The organism is Mucilaginibacter gilvus, assembly GCF_004054195.1.
Classification (GTDB): domain Bacteria; phylum Bacteroidota; class Bacteroidia; order Sphingobacteriales; family Sphingobacteriaceae; genus Mucilaginibacter; species Mucilaginibacter gilvus.
The window spans coordinates 237,582-260,158 of sequence record NZ_SBIW01000006.1 but is presented as its reverse complement, the minus strand read 5'-3'; the positions used below and the strand labels follow the sequence as shown (position 1 = coordinate 260,158).

The window sequence follows — 22,577 nt, the reverse complement described above, 5'->3', positions numbered from 1 at the left end:
GGAGGAACGGCTTATGGGTAGAAAAAGAAACGGCAATTTTTACGTTCCAGCGGAACGTTTTATGAAATCTGCCCAATGATGGGCTATCATTTTCAAAAAGGGGTTACTGTGCTCCTGCTTTCTTTCTCCGTTCCATCAATTCCCGCCAGGTGGTTAAAATAAAGCCTTTTCCTTTTAAAAAAGCTTTCAGCCTTAGGTCGGTCATGGCCAGCAGATCGCCTTTGCGTTTTCGACCGGTATCAGAGATGTATTTAAAACTTTCTGATGGATCGGTGCAGTGCATAATAACCATGGTGAGCCCAGGCGATAGGCGGCCAATGCTTTTTATATAATGGTCGGTATACCATTTTTGGATCTGCTTATCTGTTTTCCGGGCTATATCGGGCATGTTCCAATCGTAACTGGAATTGTGCAGATCATCCAGCACAGGCAGGCCGTTCTTCCAGATCATTTCGCCCACTTCTTTTGCCTTTACCAGCGCTGCCGCTTCGGGGATGGGCATGCCCTCCGTATATTTCCCTTGTTTTTTTAATTCGGCAATGGCGGCGGCCTTTGCCTCGGCACGGTAAAACAAGTCCTCGCCTCCGGGGAACATGATGGGGATCTGCTTTTCTATCCCAAGTTGGATATATTTCTCCATAAAAGCGGGCTTGGCAAACAGCGTCCCCATGTGCGAATCGAAATGCGTAGGGGTAATGCCCATCGCCACGGCCCTGTCATACTGCGCGTGAATCTCTTTGTCAATTTCTTCCGCTTTGGCGCTAAAATAAACCGAGGCGACATCTTTGTACATAGCGCCCTGTTTATCTGCCAGGCCCGGTACATTGGCTTTACCGGCCAGCGGCCCCCAGCGGTAATTATCCCATTCGCTGGTAAGGGTGAGGTGCAAGCCTGCATCCAGCGTAGGATGTTTGTCAAGGTAAGCCTTAAACTCGGGCACCCAGGAGCAGGGCATCATGATGCTGGTAGAATTAGCCACGCCAAGGCTGGTAGCCTGCTCCACGCCCTCATTCGAGTCGTGCGACATCCCCGCGTCGTCTACATGCAAAATGATCACGCGCGCGCCCTTTGGCCATCCCAACTTTTCGGCATAGGTTATGGCTTGCTGGGCATTTACGGTTAACGCAAAGCCGAGCGCGATGGAGAGAATACTTAGTTTTTTCATGGGAATATATTGAGATAATGAAAATTCGATCCACATATTAGGCGGCACCTTTGGCCCGGGCTTTCCGCTCATAATGCCCTGTGCAATCCCTAACGCGACCGCTTTTTTCTTCACCCTCTTTACCGCAGGCAGAGAGGGTCGACCAGCGTAGCGTCGTCGGGGTGAGTTAAATCGACAAATCCTCCTAAACCCTAATATAGATCTTTCGGTTATCCAGTATCTTCCCAACCATCCAGCAAATAAGCATATAGCTGATGGCAAACAGCAGCGAACCTATGGCACCGGGCGCTATGGTTTGGTAAACCGAGTGGTTTATCCAGTCGAAAAAGCTTACTTTTCCTACGGGGACCATCCAGAATGCGATGATGAGGATCTCCGATAGGATGTATATCGCCAACGGATTTTTACCCACGGTGGTAAAAAATGAGGTCCAGTTAAGGGCGTTCCATTTAAGCACTTCAACAACGTAGATGAGCGAGGAGATGATCACCATATCCAGCCCAACGGTAAGCAGCGTGAAAGGGCTTGTCCATAATTTTTTACCTATCGGGAAGTTCATGTTCCAGGCAAGGGCGATGAAAAGGAATAGGCAGCCCACCAGGAGTAATTTGGCGATAGATTCGTAACTTTTGCCCTTCTCCTGTATAAATTTACCCACAAAATAGCCGCATATTACGTTAACAATAGCAGGCAGGGTGCTCAATATCCCCTCCGGGTCGAAGGCTACACGTTCGCCGTGGTAGAGGTGCCCGTCGCCTAAAATAAATTTATCAAGGTAGGTGCCCGCATTGGTTAGCATACCGTAGGGGGCAGCCGGGTCGCCAAACAGCAACAGCAAAACCTGGTAGCCAACCAGCAGCAAGATGCTGATGATGATAACCGCACGTTTAGATTTAACAAAGTATACGATAAGCGACGCAAACATATAACAAAGTGCGATGCGTTGCAGCACACCCATAACGCGTGTTCCACTGAATGGCCTGAATGTCCATACGCCATCTATCCGGTCGAAGAACGGGAACCAGTACATGAGGTAGCCCAGCAGGAAGATGATAAATGCGCGTTTAAAGATCTTACCCAAAACAGAGCCGGTGCTCATTTGCGCGAATTTGCTTGAGGTAAAGCTCATGGCGTTGCCCACCGCGAACAGGAACGACGGGAACACCAAATCGGTAGGGGTAAAGCCGAACCAGCTGGCATGCTCCAGCGGGGCAAAAGGCGCCGCGCCACTTCCGGGTGTATTTACAATGATCATAAAACAAATGGTCATTCCGCGAAATACATCCAGCGAAAGAAACCTGTCGGGCTTTTGGGTCATAATTAAATAAAAGGTTTAAAAATTGTCAGGGGAAACAATGGTACAATATATAAATAATTCGATACTTAAAATAGTCCTCCTTATTTCCTTTCTAAAACTATATAAAAGTTTTTAAAATATTTTAAAAAGATGTTTTTTATCTTGCAGAATAGTGTAAAAACATGCCGGTAATTATTCATCTAACCGGTAATTATTCTATTTTTGAATGCATGCTTACGATGACCAACCACACGCTGGAGAAACTGGAACTGCTTTTAAAAACAGCCGGTTACCGCGTGCGGTATGAAAAAGGAAACTTTAAAACCGGTGCCTGCCTGTTGTTGAGCAGCCGTATGGTAATGGTGAACAAGTTTGCCAACCTGGAGAGTAAGATAGCGGCCATTGCTGAACTGGCTCGTACCCTCGAAATAGACCAACACCTGCTCGATGAGAAACAGGCTGCATTTTTGCATCAACTAAAACAAACAACACTGCAGCTGTGACCATAACATTTTTAGGAACCGGAACATCGCAGGGCGTGCCTGTAATTGCCTGCGATTGCGAAGTATGCACCTCTGTAGATACGCGCGACAAGCGTCTGCGCACGTCTATTTTAATTGAAAGCCCGGATAAAACCGTGGTGATAGATTCGGGACCCGATTTTAGATACCAGATGCTGCGTTCCGGTGTAAAACACCTGGATGCTATTGTTTTTACGCACGAGCATAAAGATCATGTGGCGGGGATGGATGATATCCGCGCGTTTAACTACAAACAGCAGGGCGCTGTGGATATTTATGCCGATGCCCGGGTACAGTTGGCCCTTCGCCGTGAGTTCCCCTATATTTTTGATGATAAAGGATACCCCGGTATCCCGCAGATAGACCTGCATAGTATCGATCTAAACCCTTTTGATATCGGCAGTATCCATTTTACGCCCATTGAGGTGATGCATTACAAACTGCCTGTACTGGGTTTCCGGATAAATGATTTTACCTATATCACCGATGCCAAAACGGTGACGGAAACCGAAAAGCAAAAGATCCGCGGCAGCAAAATATTAGTGATAAACGCCCTGCAAAAGCAAATGCACATTTCGCATTTTACGCTGGATGAAGCCATGGCGTTCGCGGAGGATATTGGTGCCGAAACTACGTATTTTACCCACATCAGCCATCGGCTGGGCAAGCACGAAGAAATTGCAGAAGAACTGCCGGCGGGCATTAAGCTGGCTTATGATGGTTTGAAGCTGGAAATTTAAGCTCTCCGTTAAAACGCTTCTTAAGGATTGATGTACAGCCACCAGCCGGGGCCGGTCTTAATATAATTCGATATAGCTTACCTGGTTTATGGTGCCGCTATAAGCTTTTTGGTGCCCTTTCAGCAGCACTTCTACCTGCCCGCGGAGAGTTACCATGCGGTTATTCAGGTGGGCATAGCTGCCATCTTCTGATGCAAAAAAGCCTTGCTGCGTTCCCGTTAAATAAAGCGGGCAATCCTGCGTAAAGTTCACCCAAAGGGCCCGGTTGCTGCCGTGGTCGGCAAACAGGCTGTCGTTTACCAGCGCCGACAGGTTTTTACCTTCGATGTATTTGCCATACACCTCCACGTATTGTTTATCGTAATACTTAATGCTGTCAACAAGGTTGACGTAGCTTACTTTTTTAAAGGCTATCCCATCGCTGCAACTGCTGGTGTAAAGCTTATTGCTATGCGCACACGCAGACCACAGCCCGATAGCCGAAAGTAGCACCCATAAATTATTCGCTTTTGCCATCTTGTAAACCATTGGTTTACAAGTTAGCTAAACGAGCGATGATAAATGGTTTTTTTAATGTAATGAATTAGTGATGCTTATTTATTCAGCTCTCTCAATAACTTCCTGATGTAAAAACCGGCGTTGGTCAGTTGCTCTTCTGTCCAACCGCCGTTGGCAGGCGCGCCGGGTTCTAATATAGCGGTAGTTTCATCTTTATCGGTCAGATTCCAGTTGGCCCAGCTCAGCTGGTTTGCGGCCATCCAGTTTACCCAAAGTTTTGTTTTTGTTTTACTGAACTGCCCATTACCGTTGGCTTCGCCAACGCCCCATTCGGTTATCATTAACGGCAGGCCCATTTTAATGGCTTTATCACCCCTTGCCCGCAGTTTATACTGGTGGTTTTTATCCGAAGCATAAAAATGGAAGGAATAGGCGATATTGCTAAAGCCGGTTACCGGGTCGGCGGCGGCAATATCCACGTCCTGGTCCCAATGGGGGCTGCCCACAATGATCAAATTTTTGGCATCATACTTACGGATCTCGGGGATCACCTGCAGGGCGTAATTTTTCACCGTATCCCAACCAATTCGTTCCGGTTCGTTCCATATCTCATAAATAACATTGGGAACGCCGCTATATTTTTTGGCCATCTCTGCAAAGAATGCCTTTGCCTCTGGCGCGTGCAAATGGCTATTATGATCGTGCCAGTCTATCAGCACATAAATACCATTTTTAATAGCCTGGTTCACCACGTTTATCATCAGTTGCTTTTGCAGAGCGGGTTCCTGCAGATAACCATGCTCGGGTTGTACACCCATTGCAGAGCGGATAATGGAAACCTTAAAATCCTTCGCCAGCCAATCCACCACAGCCGGGTTATAATATTTTTTGCCCGCCCACAAGCTCCAGGAAAGGCTAATGCCCCTTAATTGCGGAGGAACGCCGTTTTTGTTTACAATTTTACCGTCCTTAACGCTTAAAGCACCGTTAAGGGCTACAGGCGATCCGGCGGGTTGCGCAATGGCTGCTGTTAAAGATCCAAGGGTTATGAGTAGTAATAAAACAAACTTCTTCATCATCAGAACAATGTAGGTCAAATGCAGCGCATAACCTCAATATTGTAATAAATTCATAAGAGTATGCTATAAATTCAATATACGCTAAATTAATTACCAATTAATTTAGCAAAAACTGTATATTGAACCGTCTTTAATAATAACCTGCAACCTGATACCATGCTTTTCACCGAAGACTTTTTGCATTACGTATGGAAGTTCCGCCTGTTCGACAGGCTTAACCTGTGCACAACAGAGGGAGAGGAGATTGAAATTTATTCGGTGGGCCTGCACAATACTCACGCGGGTCCTGATTTTCAGAACGCGCGCATCCGCATTGGCGATACCACCTGGGCAGGCAACGCCGAACTGCATTTAAGCTCGAGCGACTGGCAGCGCCACGGGCATACTGATGACAACGCTTACGACAATGTAATACTGCATGTGGTGTATAACGATGATGCGCCGGTAACATTACCCAGCGGCCGCGCAGTGCCTACGCTGGAGCTGAAGAACCGTATCAGTTCCGATTTGTATCAACGCTATCATAACCTTGTTTTTGGTAACCAAACCATTATCCCCTGCGAGGCCGGTATTGGCAGGATAGACCCGTTGACGATGCAAAATTGGCTTACCCGCGTGTTGGTAGAGCGATTGGAAAAACGCGCCGAAGCCGTGAACGCCGCCCTTGCCATAAACCGTGGCGACTGGGAGGAAACGTTTTACCAGCACCTCGCCGCCAATTTTGGTTTTAAAACCAACGCGCTGCCATTCGAGCTTTTGGCAAAATCCCTCCCTCAAAATATCCTCGCGAAGCATAAAAACAACCCGCTGCAAATTGAGGCGCTGATATTTGGGCAGGCCGGCTTTTTGGAGAACGAACCCGAAGACGAATACCCGCGCAGCCTAAAAAAGGAATACGATTATCTGCGAAAAAAGCTCAGCCTTACACCTGTTGAGAACCACCTCTGGAAATTCCTGCGGATGAGGCCGCAAAACTTCCCTACGGTACGACTGGCGCAGTTTGCGGCATTGATCGTACAAAGCAGCCACCTGTTTTCCAAAATATTGGAGCTGAAAGAGCTAAAAGAGTTGCGCGCTTTGTTTGCTGATATTAAGGTGAATGATTACTGGGAAAATCACTATCGTTTTGATAAGAAATCGCCGCCATCGGCAAAGCATTTTGGGCAGGCTTCGGTGGATACCATACTGCTGAATACGGTAGCTTTGTTTCTGTTTAGTTATGGCAAGCACATCCAAACAACCTATTTTACCAGCCGTGCTTTAAAACTTTTAGAAAATATACCTGCTGAAAATAACCATGTTACGGCAGATTTTACTAACTTAGGGGTAAATATTTTTACAGCGTTCGAATCGCAGGCATTGCTGGAGTTAAAAAATAATTACTGCGATTATAAGAAATGCCTGCAATGCGGCGTTGGAATTAAAATACTAAAACCCGGCTGATATGCTACAACGGATCATCACCTTTTTTGAGCGCTACTCCTTCGGGGTGTGTACTTACCTGGGCGAGCGTTTCAACGTTTCCATCGCCAAAATAAGGTTGTTCTTCATTTACTCGTCGTTCCTGGCGGTAGGTTTCCCGCTGGTATTCTACTTCTTCGCGGGCATCGTTTTAGATTTCCGAAACTACATCAAACGCAGCCGCACACGCGCTGTGGATATGTGATGTTACAGTTATAGCCTGATGATTCTTTCGGGTGATTTTACTTTATAGTGTATTCGTAGGTAATGGTGTGTTTAAAACCGGTGTCGTCGGTATACCAGGCGCTCTTAGGGAAATCTGCACCGTTATAAGTTAAATTCAATTGAATACCGCCGCTAAGTTTTAGCGATAACCTATTGTTAATGGTGTTTGTGGGGAAATTATTTATAAAGCAGGTATAGTGCGGATTTATGCCTGTTACATTCTTAAACGGATTGTTTTTATTATCGTAAGAAACAGGGTAAGCGTAAGTCGCATCAAAGAGGGTTGGTGCACCAAAATACACCGTTTGCCCAAGCGCGTTATAAGAACACATGCCCAGGTCGCCCAAAAATATGATCTGATTGGTTGCCGTTAACGATACCGGCCACATAAATGCGGCTTTTCCGTCGTCTGTAGTAGTAGGGTAAGCCTTTGTCGGCTTTGTTATATCGTTATTGTAGGAATATAATTTCACTTCGCCGGCTGCTCCGTTTACTGTAAAATAAGCTGATTTTACTACCCTGTTTTGATCATCATAAGTATACCTGTAACTTTCGTAAAAATTCTGTAACGAATCTCTGGACCGATACTCGGCTAAGCGTTTTTTGTCGTCATATACAAACTCCTCAACATTGGTACGGCTGTAAGCCATTTTGGTAGTTATACGGCTTACAAAATAACGCTCGGGGGCGAAAGTTTCCTCGGGTGTTACTGGGGTAACGGGAGTTACCGGCGTAACAGGTGTTACTGGGGTAACCGGCGTCACCGGCGTCACAGTGCCACCCTTTGAACAGGACTGCACTGCGAACAGAACAATAAAAAGCAATACTAATAAGGAATAGGTTTTGCGCATAATATAGCCAAGGTAAATTTAAACTGTTAGATAGCAAAATAGCGGGTGCGGAATAAAATATTTATCCAAACAAGCCCTCATCCTTAGTGATGAATTGCGGGCGCATCAGGCTGGTGCCCAATCGCTGGTTCAACTTGTTTATCACGTAATCGCAAAGTTCGGGGCTGTAACGCTCATCGTGCTGGTGCATGAAAAACCAAACGGACTGCAGTCCAAGTTCTTTCCATTGGATGATCCGGTCAACCCAATCATCGCAACGGCTGTAGTCGGTAGGGTGCAGGCTGTTGCCTACAAAGCGGATAAAGGCGTGTGGCGTGGGCAACATCATGTGCAGGCAATCGCGGCGGCCACTGGCATCTGTAAGTATACTGCCGATATTTAAGCGCTTAAACAGGTTAAAAACGGCTTCCTTATTGGCTGGTACGGAGAACCATTCCTTATGTCTCAGCTCTACAAAAACAGGAACATCGGTAGGCAGGCTTTCCAAATATGCGGTAAGCTCGGGTAGGCTTTTGGGTGTGTAATTATCGCTCAACTGCAAAAATAGCGGGCCAAGCTTATCGCCAAAGGCCATAACGCCCTCATAATAGCTGGTGGTGATATCTTCAGCATTTTTTAACCGGCGGATGTGGCTGATGCTCTGCGAAAATTTGGGGCAGAACTTAAAATCGGGATTGGCATCAGCCTTTTCCTTCCACTTACTGATGGTGGCCGGACCGTAGGTTTGGTAAAAGGTTGCGTTCAGCTCTATACAATTGAAGTGCTTTACGTATTCATCCAAAAAATTGGCATCCTTGGTTTTTGCCGGATAAATTTTGCCCACCCATTCCTTACGCCCCCATTTGGCGCAGCCGGCGCGTACCTGCAAAGGCACTGCGGTACCCGCCGCCTGTAGTGTTTCCACCGTAAACTTCGGATCGGGCGGGAGGGTGAAATCTACAAAATTAAGTTCTTCATCGGTTACACGGCCAAATTCCATATTGCTATAATTTTTGGCAAGATAAGCAGATTTAAAATTCAGAGGTTATTTAATCGAAAGAATAAAGGCCAATAATTTTTGCGCGGATACTTCCTCCGGCTCGGTATCGTTGTGTATCACGAGAATGGGTATATGGCTGCTGGTGCTCAACTTTTAATATTTCGCCCGATGGTGAATTTTTATGAAACGAACTGTTGGCTTTTGCCGATACACCTGCTACCGTAGCCTGGCCCAGCCCCGGCAAATGCTTAATTCTGAGGAAGGATGCCATTTGACAGGTAATAGCTTCCGGCTTGTCGCATAGTTCCTCGTAGCGTAGCAGCATATACGCGGTTTCCTTTAAAGCATTTTCACGCAGAGCGATTGTATAGCATTCCTTTAGCGCATGTAAAGCTCCGCGGATCCCTGCACCCGGTTCCGTTACCTTTCGTGAAGCGATAGTTGCCATGGGCTCGCGGATAACATGGATGATGCGTGAGTTTGGCGCTTCCTGCCTGATGCGGCTGAGAAAGCGTTCGTTGGTGGCGCTGGCGTAAGCCAAAACTACGGCCACATGCGGCCATGGCGTGCCTGGCTCATGCGTAATCACCTGCCACCAGGAGAGCAGGTAACGCGCGAAATCAATATATGGTGATACAGTTGGTTTACTGCGGCCAATCAGCCAATAAGGCGGCTGATTTATAGGATTGGCCAACCTGCACAGCCATTCCGTTCCTATGTAGGCGGATCAGTTATCGGCGGGTAATTGTTTAAGTTTAGCTTCGAGGTTGGTGTAAAATGTACCTTCGGATGGTAGAACGCAAAGCTGGGGATGGCCATCAAGCAGGTTGCGTACAAGCGTGGTGCCACCGCGATGTACGCCACAAATAAACACCGGGCGTGCGGCGAGGTTCAGGCCGTCTTCCACCTGTTTTTTTGATAAAGGCATAGGGCCAAGCCGTTCGGCCATATCCCAAACTAATTGCGACCATTCTCTTGCGGCATCCAGCAAATCCGTGGGCACGCTGCCTTCCAACCGCTGCTGTGGCAGTAAGTTGTGCAATTGCGCTTCGGTTTGAATGATGCTGGCAAGCATTGCTGATAAAGAGGGGGGCTGTTTATAAGCCTTACTGTAAAAACGAACAAAGGGTTGCGTATCGCTATGCTTTTTGCATATATGGTGCGCAACCCGGAAATTGATTCCTTATCGCTTGCATATTTGACTCACCCCGACGGCACTCCGTGCGTCGCCCCTCTCTGCTTCACAAAGAGGGTGAAGAGATAGGAAAAAAAAGAACACCCTCTTTCCGCAGGAGAGAGGGGGCAGGGGTTGAGTCAACTTGCGTCGTGTGTTAACCTCGCTTACAAGAACATGCCGCCCGAAGCTTCTATCCTTTGCGCGTTTATCCAACGGGCATCTTCCGAGCATAGGAAAGCGATCACGCCGCCAATATCGTCTGGCTGACCGGGGCGACCCAATGCGGTGATAGAGGATATAAAATCATGCATACCCGGGTGGCTTTCAAAAGCACGTTTGGTAAAATCAGTTTCGATAATGCCGGGGGCTACCAAATTGGCGGCAATGCCGCGGCTGCCCAGTTCTTTTGCCAAATATTTGGTAAATACCTCTATGGCGCCTTTCATAGATGCATAGGCCGCGTAACCCGGCGTAGCAAAACGGGTAAGCCCGGTAGAAAGGTTGATGATGCGCCCGCCATCGGCTATGGTGTTGAGCAGGGTTTGGGTTAAAAAGTACACTCCTTTAAAATGCACATTAAACAGGTTGTCAAAATCTTCTTCCGTGGTTTTGGCGAAGGGTGCAGCAGCATCGATACCGGCATTGTTGATCAGGAAATCGAAAGTGTCGCGATTCCACTTTTCTTTTAAAATGATGGTTAGCGCTGTTTTAAACCCTTCAAAGGACGATACGATTCCGGTATCCAATTGTAAGGCCGCGGCTCTCAGACCAAGCGATTCAATTTCTGCTACCACTTCATCGGCTTCCTCTTTTTTGCTGCGGTAGGTTACTATCACATCGTTGCCTTTCGATGCCAGTTTCAACGCAGTGTTTTTACCAAGGCCCCTGCTTCCGCCTGTTATCAATGCTATTTTGTTTGTGTGTTCCATTTCTTTTTTTGTTTTAGATGATGGTACAAAGGTGCAGCAAAAACCGTGGCGAAAAATGGTGACAGCTTCAGATAAAATGGTGACAGTTACAGTATTTTAACAAGATTGAGGGGTTTCGACACGATTTCGTGATTCCAAGATTACCAGGATAGGGACACGATTGAGGGATTTCAGGATTAACAGGATAGAATATTTACACTTATCCATCGGCTAAAGCCGGGGAAATAAAAGGTACTTACGGTTACACTTCTGCAAATACCTGTTTTTTGTACTCCTTGGGTGTTACGCCTTCAAAGCGCTTAAAAAACTTGGTAAAATTGGAGGGATCGAAGGTGAGTTTATAAGCGATCTGCTTAATGGGGGTGTTCTCCTCCAACATGCCTTTGGCAATGTCCATTATCCTTTTTTCGAAAAAAAAGCAGGGCGGTTTGCCTGTGGTGAGTTTAACGGTATTGGTTAAATGCGTGGGGTGTATGTGCAGTATCTCCGCAAAATCGCGGATTTCGAACATATCCACGGTTTTTTCCTGTACAATATCGTCGAGATGTTTGTCTATTTCCTTCAGGAAATCGGCAGTGATCTCGTCCCCGCGGGCTAATATTTTTTTAGGGATAAAAAGCGGCATCTTTGCAATTTTCAGTTGATGGTTTGCGGTATACTTTATCAAAGCTAATCATAAAGTAGTTTATTTCGATGTCATAGAGAACAGTAAGAAACCTTGCTATACCTTGGCCTTTAACAGCCAGCGCCATGCCCAGCGGGTAGCGGTATTAAAGCCGCCCCAGCTATCCACAAATTCGATGATATGCCCGAGGCAGTTTTGAGTGAATTTGCTACGGTAGTTTTTGGTAGCCTCTTTGAAAACTGCATCCGCGTTAGGGATACCAATGCGCTCATAGATCACCTTGCGCACATACATGGTGCGCACAAAGTAGATGTTCATCAATATCACAAAGCTATACAGCGTGCGCTTAATGTAGCCTGCTCTGGCGGTGTAGTTCTGCAATAACCCTTTTGTGAAATGGATGTGTCGGCCTTCCTCAATGTTATGCAGCTCGAATACTTTGCGTAATACTATGTAAATTTCGGGCGCGCGGCGGGTGTGGTTGCCGTACATATCGGTAATGAGCTCCACAGCCAGGCTGCCCATGAACAGGAAATCGGCAGGCAGGTAGTTGGTGCTGAACTTACCTATAAAGGCGTGGATCCGGGTAGGAGGAAGCGCCTGCCCCCTCAGCTGTGTAATGGTTTGCGCGAACATTTCCTGGTGGCGGTATTCTTCTATGATCTCGCGTATGAGGAAGCGATGCTCCGGCCCGTCGGGCGGCAGGGTAAGCAGATGGCGCGTCATAAATACACAAAACAGCGCTTCGCCCCAGCAATAGGAGTATAAAACCTGTACGGCTTCGTGACGCCCCAGGTCGGTTTTTTGTTGCGCGGTTAGAATGTTGTAAACGGGAAGGCCTTCTAAGGATGTTAATACTTCGGGGAGATAGAGATCGGTTGGTAGCGGTTGTTCTGCCCAGGGTACATAGGTTTCGGGCATCAGGGGATGCTCTTTACTTATTTTTACCAGCCTTTCTATTTCCTCTGCCCGCATATAACGAAGATAAAGATAAAAAAATAGCGATAGGTTCATTTCCATCGCTATTAGTAAATTCTTTGAACTTGTGCCTAACTACCTCAAATCCACCAGCTCCGCGCCTGGATGCGCTTTTTTATCGTAGCTGAAGGTAGAATCGGTTAGTCTGGTAACCGGGGCGAATGTTTTTAGGGTGTAGGTATAACGACTACCGTTTTTATCAAATATCATGGCGCTATATAGTTGATTTTTAAGCTTATCTACCATCAGTCTCACTTTAAAAAAGGTGGCTTTGCTGTCTTCGGGGGTGAGGTCTATCGCCTGGTAGGTTTTGCCGCCGGCTTTTTGGAGGCCGGTGTAAATGTATTTATACCCTTTCTCGTACATGGTGAAGATCTTGGCCGGGTTAAAGCCTTCCTCGCTGTTGTCGGCATCGGCTAACTGTACTTCGTTGGCATCTTTAAGGTAGGTCCACTGGCTTTTGCCATCGCTGATGATCTCCTGCGAAACATGTTTTCCTGTTTCATAGATAGTTACCTTGTATTTATTGGTTTTCGACCGGGCGATAAGCGTACCGGATTGCGTTTGTTTGATGTTTGCCTGGGCATTATCTATCAGCAGGGTGAAGTCGGTTTTTACAGCGTCGTAGCTGCGATATTGCTTGCTGAGCTTGTTCAGAATCAGCTTGGCATCGGTATCTTTTTGGGCGAAGGCAGCGGTAAAAGTAAATGCCGATGCCAGTATTAGTAGTGTCAATTTTTTCATCTTTGGATATACTAAATAATGCCCATTTTGCCAATTGTTTCTCAAAATACACCAATTTACTTGCGTAAACTTCTGTTTATTTCGCATTATGAGCTAAAAAAGGGTCGTTTTTATCAATTTAGAGTGCATCTGCGAACGTTGGTTTAATCGCGTGGTTTTTGCAGGCTTTCCAGGTGGCGTTCCAGGCTGTACTCGTCGGGGTAAAGTACGTCGCGGGCCTTGCTGCCTTCAAACGGACCAACAATACCGGCGGCCTCCAACTGATCGATGATGCGGCCGGCGCGGTTGTAGCCCAGTTTCATTTTGCGCTGAATAAGCGAGGTGGAACCCTGCTGGTGCAATACGATCAGGCGGGCTGCTTCCTCAAACATCGGGTCGCGGTCATCAGGGTTATATTCCTTAGAACTGCTGCTTGCTTCGCCCTCGCCAACATATTCGGGTAGCATCATAGCGGTGGCATAACCGCGCTGGTTGCCAATAAAATCAGAGATCCTTTCTACTTCGGGTGTATCTACAAAGGCGCACTGCAGGCGTATCAGGTCGCTGCCGGTGCTGAGGAGCATATCCCCGCGGCCGATCAGCTGATCGGCGCCACCTGCATCCAATATGGTGCGCGAATCTATCTTGGAAAGCACTCTGAAAGCCAAACGGGCCGGAAAGTTGGCCTTAATAGTACCCGTAATTACGTTTACAGATGGGCGCTGCGTGGCAATAACCAGGTGGATCCCCACAGCACGGGCCAGTTGGGCAATACGCGCTATCGGTTGCTCCACTTCTTTACCAGCGGTCATCATCAGATCGGCAAACTCATCAATAATGAGCACGATGAAGGGCAGGTAACGATGTTTCTCCGGGTCGCTTATTTTGCGGTTTACGTATTTTGCGTTGTATTCTTTTAAGTTACGTACCTGCGCGTCTTTCAGCAGATCGTACCGCTGATCCATCTCAATACAAAGCGAATTGAGCGTATTCACCACCTTTTTGGTATCGGTAATAATAGCATCTGCCTCATCCGGCAGTTTAGCCAAAAAGTGCCTTTCTATTTTACGGAACAGGGTAAGCTCCACCTTCTTGGGATCTACCAGTACAAATTTCAGTTCGGACGGGTGCTTTTTATAGAGCAGTGATACCAGGATGGCGTTGATACCTACCGATTTACCCTGGCCTGTAGCACCGGCAACCAGTAAGTGGGGCATCTTGGCCAAATCGGCAATGAACACTTCGTTACTGATGGTTTTACCGAGGGCGATAGGCAGATCCATGGTGTTGCTCTGCCATTTTTCTGTAGCCAGAACCGACCGCATCGACACCATCTCCGGGTGCTGGTTGGGCACCTCTATACCAATGGTACCCTTACCCGGCATCGGCGCGATGATACGGATACCCAAGGCCGCGAGGCTCAAGGCGATATCATCCTCCAGGTTCTTAATTTTAGAGATCCGCACACCAGGCGCAGGGATAATTTCGTACAGGGTAACCGTTGGCCCAATGGTGGCCTTTATCTTATCTATCTCAATATTATAATGGTTCAGCGTTTCAACAATTTTGTTTTTGTTGGCCTCCAGTTCGTCGCTGTTTACAGGGATCTTATTTGAGCCGTAGTTCTCCAGCAGATCCAGCGTTGGGTATTTGTAGGATGCAAGCTCCAACTTATGGTCATAAGTGCCAAACTGATCTACCAGCGATTGCGCCTTGGCATCGTCGTCGCTTTTCTCAATGTTTAAAATAGGGGTAGGGCGCACTACGTCAATAGTAAGCGGAATATCGTTCTCCCGCTGCTCGTCCTCTATGTAAGGCTGCGGGGTTAAAACCAATGGCTCATGCGCTTTAACATGCTGTACCATTGGCTGCTGTTTTAATGGCTCGCTGGCCACCAGGTTTTCCTGCACGGTTTGCCGCGGTCGGTTGCCTTTAGGCCACTCCACCGGCAGGGAAATATCCTCGTCCACCAGGTCCACCGGCTCGGGCGAAACTTCGTCAACTTCAACCGGGTTAAGGCCCCGGTCTTTACGGGCAGGTAGTTTAAAGTCGATATTATAGGCGATCACCAGTACCGTTAACCCGGCAAATGCCAGTATGCCACCGGTACCGGCATGGCCAACCTGCACACTTAGCAGTCGGTTGCTCCAATAGCCAAACTCACCCTCCAAAAAGTGGGGGTAATCTATGATCATGGCATGGATAAAACCAATGGTAACCGACAGGAATATCATGGTAAAAATGCTGTACGCCAGCATTTTGGCAACCGAAAACAGCTTCACCTTAAATACCAGCCTAAAGCCGATAACAAAGAAAATAAATACAAAAATAAAGGATGCCACGCCAAACCATTGGTAAATGAACTGGTTGGCCAGCAGTGCGCCAAATATGCCCAGCCAGTTATCAACCGGGTTGGTAATGCCACTTTCTATGAGTTCTTTTGATGATTTGAACATGTTATGCCAGCCGCCATTTGCTGCCGATACATAACTTTGGTCCTGCTCCCAAGTGAAGAGGTAGGAGGTGAACGCGATGAGGAAAAATACCGCGAGCACTAAAAAGAAAAGCCCCGCTATTTTTAAGATACGGCCATCCTGCAGATCAAAAATGGGCAGGCGCTCTACCTGCTGTTTTATTGTTTTTGGCCTTTCGGCTTTAGCACCCGGCTTGCGCGGCGCTTCTTCATCCTTAAAACTATTAGTCCTGAACTGGTTTCCTTTTACTGGCATCCTGCTTTCTCCGCACGTTTAATTGCAAAGATAAAGTTATTAGAATTAATTCGGATTAAAGGGGTCGGGGAGATTTTTTTGATTGAGGAGATTTAGATGGTGAGTAGTGAGTAGTGAATGATAAGTGATGAGTAGTGAGATGGCATGCGAGCAGCCAAGTTCATCGCTGCGCTAAACAGGGTGTGCGATTTTAAATATGGTACGGAGAGGGACAGCGTGGTACGTCCCCATTACACCCGTGGTACATGCCTCCTCTAATCCAGGCAGGTGCGGGCACTTGCCACGGCGGGTGTTTTTTTGTAATAGATGCAAAATATTGTGTTCTAGGGTGAATGGCATACAATCGCTGGCGCACGCGGGTGCATTGGCCAGAATTGCATAAAAAAAGCCCCTCGCTGTAAAGCGAAGGCTCGTCAATAAATTAATTGTATTTTAGGCGTTACAACCCAAACCCATAGGCTATACGCAAGCCGAGTAGGCCATAATTTTGGCCCTGGCCCGAAAAGCTTTCGTAGCGCAGGCCAATATCCCATTTTTTGGACGCGTAACCGATAGCAGGCGATACGATCAGCTTGGAGTTTCCGCCGCCGTTATCAACTTCAAAGCCTACGCCAACTTCTGCACCCACATATAGGTTTGATGATACAAACGCCTTAAGGCCGGCTTTAACCGGGATGATATCAAGGTCGTTTTGCATTCTTTCACCTGCACCCAAAACGCCCTGTGGCAGGTAAATAGGCTTGGTGAAAAAATGGTAAAATCCGGAAGTAAAGGTCAGCGCCACATTATCAGCAATGCCATATTGTAAACGTGGCGTAAGGCCTATGCCAAAGTTTGCAGCATCAGTGAAACTGCCAACGGGTAGCAGCCCATCCACACCAATGCCGAAGCGTAATTTACTTTTTGTGATAGACTGGGCGCTGGCACTTGTGCCGATAAATAATGCTACCGCTATGAAGGTTGCCGATAATAGTTTTGTTACTGTTTTCATGAAAAGATTTAGCGTGTAAATATCGCATTAACGGTAAAAACAGCCATTCCTGTACAATGCCGGGGGTGAATTGTAAGTGTTATCTGTTATCTGCTTCATTTGCTTTAGGTTAAAATATTATTGCGTTCGGGTTAATAGGACTACCTTGCCAGCCGCCGCTCTGCGTTAAAGGGATATTTCTTAATTTTAGTAACATAATAGAGAATGCCCAATCCAACCAGTACAATCTCCAATATTTGCCAAAATGATTAAAAAAATACCTGCCTTTTTATTGCTGGCCCTGACGCTAAGTAGTGCCGTTAACGCGCAAACGCTTAACAAACCCAAACTGGATAGCCTGCTGGGTGTACTTGCAGCCAACAATAAAACCATGGGCAGCCTTGCTATATCAAAAGATGGTAAGCTGATTTACCAAAAGTCGATTGGTTATAGCTCGGTTGAGGCAAAAACGCCGGCCGATGCGCACACCAAATACCGTGTCGGTTCCATCAGCAAAATGTTTACCGGGGTAATTGTGTTTCAGTTGATTGAGGAGGGTAAGCTATCGCTTGATGCAACGCTGGATAAGTTTTACCCGCAGATGCCCAACGCCGCGAAAATTACCGTTGCGCAAATGCTGAGCCATCACAGCGGCCTTTTCAATTTTACCAATGACCCGGGTGTGGTGGCTTACATGACAAGCCCGCAAACACATGAGCAAATGCTGGCCCGTATGATTGCGCAAAAACCAGCTTTTGAGCCTGGTGCCAAATACCAATACAGTAATACCAATTTTGTAATGCTCAGCTACATCATCGAAAAAATTACAGGCAAACCTTACCCCGAAGTAATAAAGCAACGCATAATTGCCAAAGTGGGTTTAAAGGATACACACTATGGCGGAAAGATAACCGCGGCTGATAACGAGGCGCAATCCTACAATTTTGCCGGCAGCTGGAAGTTGCTGCCCGAAACAGATATGACGGTTCCATCGGGTTCGGGCGCCATGGTATCTACCCCGGCCGATCTTGATGAATTTATAGAGGCGCTTTTTGCAGGCAAACTCATTAGCAAGGCAAGCTTAGAGCAAATGAAACCGACTACCGAAAATTATGGCATGGCCATGCATAAAACGCCTTTTAAAGATAAAACGGGCTATGGACATGGTGGTGCTATAGATGGCTTCCTGTCGTCGCTGGAGTATTTTCCTGAAGACAAGCTCGCCATTTCGTACACCAAAAATGGTGGCAATTACTCCCCGGAAGAGGTGGTTGCAGGCGCGCTTTCCATCTATTTTAATAAGCCCTATACCATCCCAACCTTTGTTACCTTAAAGGCTGAAGGGCTGGAAAAATATACCGGTGTATATGCCAGCCCTACGTTGCCCATTAAAATTACGGTAACTAAAGATGGTAACACGCTTATAGCCCAGGTGACAGGGCAGAGGGCATTTACGCTTGATGCCACAAGCACACCCGACAAGTTTATTTTTGAACCGGCAGGCGTGGTAATGGAGTTTAAGCCAGCCGATGGCCAGTTCACCCTGAAGCAGGGTGGTGGCGAATTTGTATTTACTAAAGAGAAATAGAGTAGTGAGTGGTATATTGCGGCAAGTACGTACAATTGCCGCAATGTGCGCTGCACTTTACTCGAACTGCAGTTCCCATTTATCTTCGCCGGCATCCACCACCCTGAAAATGGTTTTTTCTACTGATTGGTTACCATCTGCCGATTGCAGGGTAACAATATCGTGGTCGTGATACTCTTCGGATTTGGATACCATAATGGCGGTCATTCCTTCGGGGCTGCCTTGTACTGTTATTGTTCTCATAGTGCTGGGGCTTTTAATTATTTAGGATAACAAGGGGCCGGCAAATAAGTTTCCGTACATCATTCCCATTAAATATTAACCAATCTCTATTCACCCCTCATTACTCACAACTTAGCTGTACTTCTTCATACACAGCTCGCAATAAAAACTTGTGCGATGCGATTTGCCGGTATCGCGTTTGATAAAAGGCGTTTCATCCCGCGGACATATCTTTTTATTGTAGGCTTTCCAATTCTTTTTCAGCTTTCCGGCTTTCTTTTGTTCCAGAAACTCGAAGCTGTAGCTAATTGTTTCTGCTATAAACTCTTTCAATTTTTTAGGCGGAAGGGCGCTCATCAGGCTTTCGGGATGTATCTGCGTGCGGAACAGTACTTCGTTTTTAATGATGTTGCCCACCCCCGCGAAAAGGTTTTGGTTCATCAAAGCATCGCAAGCGAGCAAACCGGGTATGTCCTTCATCTTTTTAATTGCCTTTTTGCCGTCCCAGGTGGGGCTCATTACATCGGCGCTCCAATCGTAGATCTCGTCCAATGGCTCATCAATTAGTTTTAACTGGCTGGCGTAAAAGTTCAGTTCGTCGCCGTTCTCAAATAGTAGGTGCAAACGGGCGGGCTTTTCGGTATGTGAGTTGATACGGTAGGAGCCAAACATCATCATGTGTACCCTCACCGTTAAACTCGGGAAGCATATTAAAAAGTGCTTGCCCCAGCTTTTAATATCGGTAATGGTTTGGTGTATCAGCAAAGCGGCATCAATAGCGCCATTATTGCAGCTGGCGGCAACTACCTTTTGGCCTTTAAACTGCATTGCTGCTTCTTTTAAAATAAGGATGCTTGGTCCTTCGGGCATGATGTAAGTTTGCGTTAATAATGCAAACATCAAGCCGAAATACAAGTTTCTGCGCTCCGGTAGGAGCACCTTGCTTATAGAAAAATTTGAAAGAAAAAAAGTGCCGTAGGCGCTTCTTTATTTAAGCAGTTTCCTTGCGATAAGGGGCACCCACGGAACCTGAAATGAATGTGTTTGTTGCTATAAACAGGATGATACTAACGGAGTGTGTCTTTACTGCGTGAAAAAATTTACGGTTTGTTCGGTATAACTGCCGTCGCCTCTATCTCCACCAAAATATCCTCACGGAACAATTTGCTTACCTGCACCAGGGTGCTGGCAGGTGGGTGGTTCACATCTATGAATTTATCGCGGATGGCCCGCAGGGTTTGGATGTTGGCAACATCCAGTAAGTAATAGTTCAGTTTCACAACGTTGGCCATAGCGCCGCCCTGGCTTTCTATAATGGCTTTTATATTGGCGAAGGTTTGTTCTATCTGTTTGGCTATGTCGCCTTTGCCGTTGAGGTTGCCATCTTTATCCAGCGCTACCTGGCCGGATAGAATAAGCATTTTGCTGGCGCCCAAATCAAGCACCGCAAGCTGCGAATAGCCTTTTGGCGTAACTACCGTTGCCGGATTTACGAGCTCTACCGTAGTTTTTTGCTGCGCGAGGCATGCTGTTGAAAACAGTACTATTATTAAAGGTATCAAGCGTTTCATCGGGAAGGATAATGGTTAAGCAAATATAGGGGGCAGGGGAGCAAATTTTGAATAATTGTTGTCACTACATGGCGAAACCCCTCCCTGCGTTTGCGCGCCCTTCGACAAGCTCAGGGTGACAGCCGCGCCAACAACGAGGGATTTCTACATTAAGCTTTATGTCTTGATCGTTAATTCTTATCTTCTGTGTCTCTCCCTAATGCTTTTTCTTCTTCAGCAATCCCCCCGTTGTATCGTCTACGCTTTGCTGTACAATAAAGGCAGCCGGATCTATCTTTAATATTTCGCGCTTTATTAACGGTACTTCCAAACGGGTGGCAACGGTGAAGATAATTTCGCGGGGCGAATTGATGTGGCCATCTTTACCGTAGCCGCTTTTGCCCTGGTAAACGGTAACGCCGCGGCCCAGGTTTTGGGTAATAGCCATCCGGATCTCTTCGCCCTTGGCGGATACTACAGTCATGCCGGTGTATTGTTCCAAGCCGTTTAGTATCAGGTCTATCATTTTAGATGCGGAGAGGTAGGTAAGGATGGAATACAGACCTTGTTCAACACCCAAAACAAAAATCGCTGCTATAAAAATAAATACGTTAAGGGTTAATATTACGTCACTTACGCGCACTATTTGGGTTCGTTTGCTTACCAGCACGGCCGCTATCTCGGTGCCATCCAACACCGCCCCGCCACGGATGGCCAAGCCTATACCCGCACCAATGAACACACCTCCGAAAACGGCCGTCAGCAATTTATCGGGCGTAACATCGGGGAATTTTACAAATGCCAGCACCAGGGCCAGGCCGCCAATGGCAAGCGCGCTGCGCGTTGCAAAACCAAGGCCCAGTTTACGGTACCCTAAAAACAAGAAAGGCAGGTTAATTACAAATATTAATATGGATAGGGGCAGGTGTGTAACATCTGCCAATAAAATGGAGATACCGGTTACGCCGCCATCAATAAAATGGCTGGGCAACAAAAAGCCTTTAAGCCCCATCCCGGCGGATAGGATACCTAATATAACGAGCATGGTGTCTATAATATAGGGTCTGTATTTCATAGCAATAAGCGTAGATGGGGTTAAGATAATAAAAAGTTGCCAGCACGAGAAGTCTGAAGTGTATGTGGGCAATAGAAACTGCTGTCTCAATTTTTCTGCAATTGGGATTGGAAGTGTTTAGCCACGGCGCGGCTGGACTGTGCGCAACGGCAAGCGTGGCCGAAGCGCAGCGTAGCCCTGCAAAGCCCGGTCCGCAGGGATTGCCATAATAGTTCCCTAATCGGGTTTTGCAGATTTTAAAACAATGAGAATTGAATTTGTTTTTTCACCACTCACCACACTACCAGCCGCTCTTTAACCCTTCTTTTAAAGCCGCCTGGTAATTCTCCAGGTCGAAGGAGTATAGATAAGGGGCCTTGTGCGCGCCGCCTTTGCGGGTTTGTGGCAGTTTATTTAATATGCCAAAGCCCAGCATCCGGCGCTGAAAGTTGCGCCTGTCCAGCTTTTTACCAAGGATGGTTTCGTAAAGCTTTTGCAGTTCGGGCATGGTAAACTCCTTCGGCATCAGGTTATAGCCGATAGGCTGGTAACTTAATTGGAGGCGAAGGGTATCCAGCGCGGTAGTAAATATCAGTTCATGATCGAGCAGAAAAGGGGGCAGGTCGTTCAGGTCGCGCCAAGTGCAGATCTCGCTGAATTCATCCGGCGTGGGGATGGCATCAAAAAAATCTACCAGGGCATAGTAACCGATAGATATAAAGCGGTGCGCGAAGAAATTTTTCTCTTTGGCTACCATATCGGCGTACATCTCGTTATGCTGGCGGTTGCGGTCGGGGGCACCAAATACGTGGAACTGCTGTAGAAATACTTCGTCGATACCGGTACGGGTTGCCAGTATGCGGTTGGCCGCCACATCAATGGGCTCCCTTTTTTGCACAAAGCCACCCGGCAGTTGCCAACCGTCCTCGTTTTTGCTCTTCAGCATTAGTACCTTCATTTGTCCTTCATGAAAACCAAATACCACACAATCTATAGAAATGTGGTCGAGGTAGATTTCGATAGCTTCGGCAGAATATTCTTCCAGTTCTTCTTTAGTCAGCATTTATACTATTATACGAAAATACTTTGAATGTTTAAATTTAATATCTACAATTGTGTACCAATTACACCCAGTGTTTACATTTTTTTAACAACCAATTATAACCAATAAGTTTAACAAACTTTAATAATGGGAAAATTAACCCTGTTTATTGGT

General features: G+C 46.8%; 24 protein-coding genes. 5 read left to right on the top strand and 19 right to left on the bottom strand.

Translation table 11 applies throughout. The features are described from left to right. Positions 1-103 precede the first annotated feature (103 nt). Positions 104-1,165, bottom strand: a complete 1,062-nt coding sequence (locus EPL05_RS13275) for a polysaccharide deacetylase family protein (protein WP_128534455.1) — start codon at positions 1,163-1,165, stop codon at positions 104-106. A gap of 184 nt (positions 1,166-1,349) precedes the next feature. Next, positions 1,350-2,483: an acyltransferase family protein gene (locus EPL05_RS13270; protein WP_128534454.1), complete on the bottom strand. Its 1,134-nt coding sequence runs from the start codon at positions 2,481-2,483 to the stop codon at positions 1,350-1,352. A 161-nt stretch (positions 2,484-2,644) separates the two neighbouring features. Between EPL05_RS13270 and EPL05_RS13265 the strand changes: the two genes are divergently transcribed. Together EPL05_RS13265 and EPL05_RS13260 are read left to right on the top strand one after the other, a co-directional pair. Next, a complete protein-coding gene (locus tag EPL05_RS13265) occupies positions 2,645-2,965 on the top strand; it encodes a hypothetical protein (protein ID WP_243837290.1) in 321 nt (106 codons plus the stop codon). Further along, complete coding sequence (locus tag EPL05_RS13260) at positions 2,962-3,723, top strand: MBL fold metallo-hydrolase (RefSeq protein ID WP_128534453.1); 762 nt, start codon at positions 2,962-2,964, stop codon at positions 3,721-3,723. The genes EPL05_RS13265 and EPL05_RS13260 overlap by 4 nt, the downstream gene beginning before the upstream one ends. Positions 3,724-3,780: 57 nt before the next feature. Here EPL05_RS13260 and EPL05_RS13255 read toward each other — a convergent pair whose 3' ends face one another. After that, positions 3,781-4,239 (bottom strand): hypothetical protein, encoded by a 459-nt coding sequence (locus tag EPL05_RS13255; RefSeq protein WP_128534452.1) that lies wholly within the window; start codon positions 4,237-4,239, stop codon positions 3,781-3,783. A 77-nt stretch (positions 4,240-4,316) separates the two neighbouring features. Next, positions 4,317-5,300: a glycoside hydrolase family 5 protein gene (locus tag EPL05_RS13250; RefSeq protein ID WP_128534451.1), complete on the bottom strand. Its 984-nt coding sequence runs from the start codon at positions 5,298-5,300 to the stop codon at positions 4,317-4,319. A gap of 156 nt (positions 5,301-5,456) precedes the next feature. Here EPL05_RS13250 and EPL05_RS13245 point away from each other — a divergent pair, with 156 nt between their 5' ends. Both EPL05_RS13245 and EPL05_RS13240 read left to right on the top strand, forming a co-directional pair. After that, a complete protein-coding gene (locus EPL05_RS13245) occupies positions 5,457-6,743 on the top strand; it encodes a DUF2851 family protein (RefSeq protein WP_128534450.1) in 1,287 nt (428 codons plus the stop codon). Position 6,744: 1 nt separating this feature from the next. Beyond that, positions 6,745-6,966, top strand: a complete 222-nt coding sequence (locus EPL05_RS13240) for a PspC domain-containing protein (RefSeq protein ID WP_128534449.1) — start codon at positions 6,745-6,747, stop codon at positions 6,964-6,966. A 37-nt stretch (positions 6,967-7,003) separates the two neighbouring features. Here the strand turns inward: EPL05_RS13240 and EPL05_RS13235 are convergent, their stop codons facing one another. From EPL05_RS13235 to EPL05_RS13190, 10 genes are all read right to left on the bottom strand, one after another. Then, a complete protein-coding gene (locus EPL05_RS13235) occupies positions 7,004-7,837 on the bottom strand; it encodes a hypothetical protein (RefSeq protein ID WP_128534448.1) in 834 nt (277 codons plus the stop codon). Between the two features lie 61 nt (positions 7,838-7,898). Next, positions 7,899-8,816: a DUF72 domain-containing protein gene (locus EPL05_RS13230; RefSeq protein WP_128534447.1), complete on the bottom strand. Its 918-nt coding sequence runs from the start codon at positions 8,814-8,816 to the stop codon at positions 7,899-7,901. A gap of 49 nt (positions 8,817-8,865) precedes the next feature. Continuing rightward, positions 8,866-9,510 carry a sulfotransferase gene (locus tag EPL05_RS13225; RefSeq protein ID WP_166727696.1) on the bottom strand — a complete coding sequence of 215 codons (645 nt, stop codon included), beginning with the start codon at positions 9,508-9,510 and terminating at the stop codon, positions 8,866-8,868. Positions 9,511-9,543: 33 nt separating this feature from the next. Further along, positions 9,544-9,891, bottom strand: a complete 348-nt coding sequence (locus EPL05_RS13220; RefSeq protein ID WP_128534445.1) for a sulfotransferase — start codon at positions 9,889-9,891, stop codon at positions 9,544-9,546. A 266-nt stretch (positions 9,892-10,157) separates the two neighbouring features. Next, positions 10,158-10,922 (bottom strand): SDR family oxidoreductase, encoded by a 765-nt coding sequence (locus EPL05_RS13215; protein ID WP_128534444.1) that lies wholly within the window; start codon positions 10,920-10,922, stop codon positions 10,158-10,160. Positions 10,923-11,163: 241 nt separating this feature from the next. After that, positions 11,164-11,547, bottom strand: a complete 384-nt coding sequence (locus EPL05_RS13210) for a helix-turn-helix domain-containing protein (RefSeq protein ID WP_128534443.1) — start codon at positions 11,545-11,547, stop codon at positions 11,164-11,166. A 96-nt stretch (positions 11,548-11,643) separates the two neighbouring features. Continuing rightward, positions 11,644-12,522, bottom strand: a complete 879-nt coding sequence (locus EPL05_RS13205; RefSeq protein WP_166727695.1) for a diiron oxygenase — start codon at positions 12,520-12,522, stop codon at positions 11,644-11,646. A 78-nt stretch (positions 12,523-12,600) separates the two neighbouring features. After that, a complete protein-coding gene (locus EPL05_RS13200) occupies positions 12,601-13,269 on the bottom strand; it encodes a LolA family protein (RefSeq protein WP_128534441.1) in 669 nt (222 codons plus the stop codon). 143 nt (positions 13,270-13,412) lie between these two features. Beyond that, positions 13,413-15,977, bottom strand: coding sequence for an FtsK/SpoIIIE family DNA translocase (locus tag EPL05_RS13195; RefSeq protein ID WP_128534440.1), 2,565 nt, complete (start codon positions 15,975-15,977; stop codon positions 13,413-13,415). Positions 15,978-16,416: 439 nt separating this feature from the next. Further along, positions 16,417-16,968 (bottom strand): hypothetical protein, encoded by a 552-nt coding sequence (locus EPL05_RS13190; RefSeq protein WP_128534439.1) that lies wholly within the window; start codon positions 16,966-16,968, stop codon positions 16,417-16,419. 244 nt (positions 16,969-17,212) lie between these two features. On the opposite strand from EPL05_RS13190, the gene EPL05_RS13185 reads away from it, so the two are divergent. Then, positions 17,213-18,535, top strand: coding sequence for a serine hydrolase domain-containing protein (locus EPL05_RS13185; RefSeq protein WP_128534438.1), 1,323 nt, complete (start codon positions 17,213-17,215; stop codon positions 18,533-18,535). 57 nt (positions 18,536-18,592) lie between these two features. On the opposite strand, the gene EPL05_RS13180 is transcribed toward EPL05_RS13185, so the two are convergent. The 5 genes from EPL05_RS13180 to EPL05_RS13160 form a co-directional block, all read right to left on the bottom strand. Continuing rightward, a complete protein-coding gene (locus EPL05_RS13180; RefSeq protein ID WP_128534437.1) occupies positions 18,593-18,778 on the bottom strand; it encodes a hypothetical protein in 186 nt (61 codons plus the stop codon). A 111-nt stretch (positions 18,779-18,889) separates the two neighbouring features. Continuing rightward, complete coding sequence (locus EPL05_RS13175) at positions 18,890-19,657, bottom strand: DNA-formamidopyrimidine glycosylase family protein (protein WP_243837289.1); 768 nt, start codon at positions 19,655-19,657, stop codon at positions 18,890-18,892. Between the two features lie 200 nt (positions 19,658-19,857). After that, complete coding sequence (locus EPL05_RS13170; protein WP_128534436.1) at positions 19,858-20,328, bottom strand: RidA family protein; 471 nt, start codon at positions 20,326-20,328, stop codon at positions 19,858-19,860. Positions 20,329-20,524: 196 nt separating this feature from the next. Beyond that, the gene (locus tag EPL05_RS13165; protein WP_128534435.1) at positions 20,525-21,382 is read right to left on the bottom strand and encodes a YitT family protein; all 858 of its coding nucleotides are present in this window, start codon (positions 21,380-21,382) and stop codon (positions 20,525-20,527) included. Positions 21,383-21,662: 280 nt separating this feature from the next. Continuing rightward, positions 21,663-22,424 carry an NUDIX hydrolase gene (locus tag EPL05_RS13160; RefSeq protein WP_128534434.1) on the bottom strand — a complete coding sequence of 254 codons (762 nt, stop codon included), beginning with the start codon at positions 22,422-22,424 and terminating at the stop codon, positions 21,663-21,665. Positions 22,425-22,577 lie beyond the last annotated feature (153 nt).

Excerpts from the sequence above, each read along its gene's own strand:
- EPL05_RS13275 (WP_128534455.1), bottom strand. The coding sequence starts at position 1,165 with ATGAAAAAACTAAGTATTCTCTCCATCGCGCTCGGCTTTGCGTTAACC.
- EPL05_RS13270 (WP_128534454.1), bottom strand. The coding sequence starts at position 2,483 with ATGACCCAAAAGCCCGACAGGTTTCTTTCGCTGGATGTATTTCGCGGA.
- EPL05_RS13265 (WP_243837290.1), top strand. The coding sequence starts at position 2,645 with ATGCCGGTAATTATTCATCTAACCGGTAATTATTCTATTTTTGAATGC.
- EPL05_RS13255 (WP_128534452.1), bottom strand. The coding sequence starts at position 4,239 with ATGGCAAAAGCGAATAATTTATGGGTGCTACTTTCGGCTATCGGGCTG.
- EPL05_RS13250 (WP_128534451.1), bottom strand. The coding sequence starts at position 5,300 with ATGATGAAGAAGTTTGTTTTATTACTACTCATAACCCTTGGATCTTTA.
- EPL05_RS13245 (WP_128534450.1), top strand. The coding sequence starts at position 5,457 with ATGCTTTTCACCGAAGACTTTTTGCATTACGTATGGAAGTTCCGCCTG.
- EPL05_RS13240 (WP_128534449.1), top strand. The coding sequence starts at position 6,745 with ATGCTACAACGGATCATCACCTTTTTTGAGCGCTACTCCTTCGGGGTG.
- EPL05_RS13235 (WP_128534448.1), bottom strand. The coding sequence starts at position 7,837 with ATGCGCAAAACCTATTCCTTATTAGTATTGCTTTTTATTGTTCTGTTC.
- EPL05_RS13230 (WP_128534447.1), bottom strand. The coding sequence starts at position 8,816 with ATGGAATTTGGCCGTGTAACCGATGAAGAACTTAATTTTGTAGATTTC.
- EPL05_RS13220 (WP_128534445.1), bottom strand. The coding sequence starts at position 9,891 with ATGCTTGCCAGCATCATTCAAACCGAAGCGCAATTGCACAACTTACTG.
- EPL05_RS13215 (WP_128534444.1), bottom strand. The coding sequence starts at position 10,922 with ATGGAACACACAAACAAAATAGCATTGATAACAGGCGGAAGCAGGGGC.
- EPL05_RS13210 (WP_128534443.1), bottom strand. The coding sequence starts at position 11,547 with ATGCCGCTTTTTATCCCTAAAAAAATATTAGCCCGCGGGGACGAGATC.
- EPL05_RS13205 (WP_166727695.1), bottom strand. The coding sequence starts at position 12,522 with ATGCGGGCAGAGGAAATAGAAAGGCTGGTAAAAATAAGTAAAGAGCAT.
- EPL05_RS13200 (WP_128534441.1), bottom strand. The coding sequence starts at position 13,269 with ATGAAAAAATTGACACTACTAATACTGGCATCGGCATTTACTTTTACC.
- EPL05_RS13195 (WP_128534440.1), bottom strand. The coding sequence starts at position 15,977 with ATGCCAGTAAAAGGAAACCAGTTCAGGACTAATAGTTTTAAGGATGAA.
- EPL05_RS13190 (WP_128534439.1), bottom strand. The coding sequence starts at position 16,968 with ATGAAAACAGTAACAAAACTATTATCGGCAACCTTCATAGCGGTAGCA.
- EPL05_RS13185 (WP_128534438.1), top strand. The coding sequence starts at position 17,213 with ATGATTAAAAAAATACCTGCCTTTTTATTGCTGGCCCTGACGCTAAGT.
- EPL05_RS13180 (WP_128534437.1), bottom strand. The coding sequence starts at position 18,778 with ATGAGAACAATAACAGTACAAGGCAGCCCCGAAGGAATGACCGCCATT.
- EPL05_RS13175 (WP_243837289.1), bottom strand. The coding sequence starts at position 19,657 with ATGTTTGCATTATTAACGCAAACTTACATCATGCCCGAAGGACCAAGC.
- EPL05_RS13170 (WP_128534436.1), bottom strand. The coding sequence starts at position 20,328 with ATGAAACGCTTGATACCTTTAATAATAGTACTGTTTTCAACAGCATGC.
- EPL05_RS13165 (WP_128534435.1), bottom strand. The coding sequence starts at position 21,382 with ATGAAATACAGACCCTATATTATAGACACCATGCTCGTTATATTAGGT.
- EPL05_RS13160 (WP_128534434.1), bottom strand. The coding sequence starts at position 22,424 with ATGCTGACTAAAGAAGAACTGGAAGAATATTCTGCCGAAGCTATCGAA.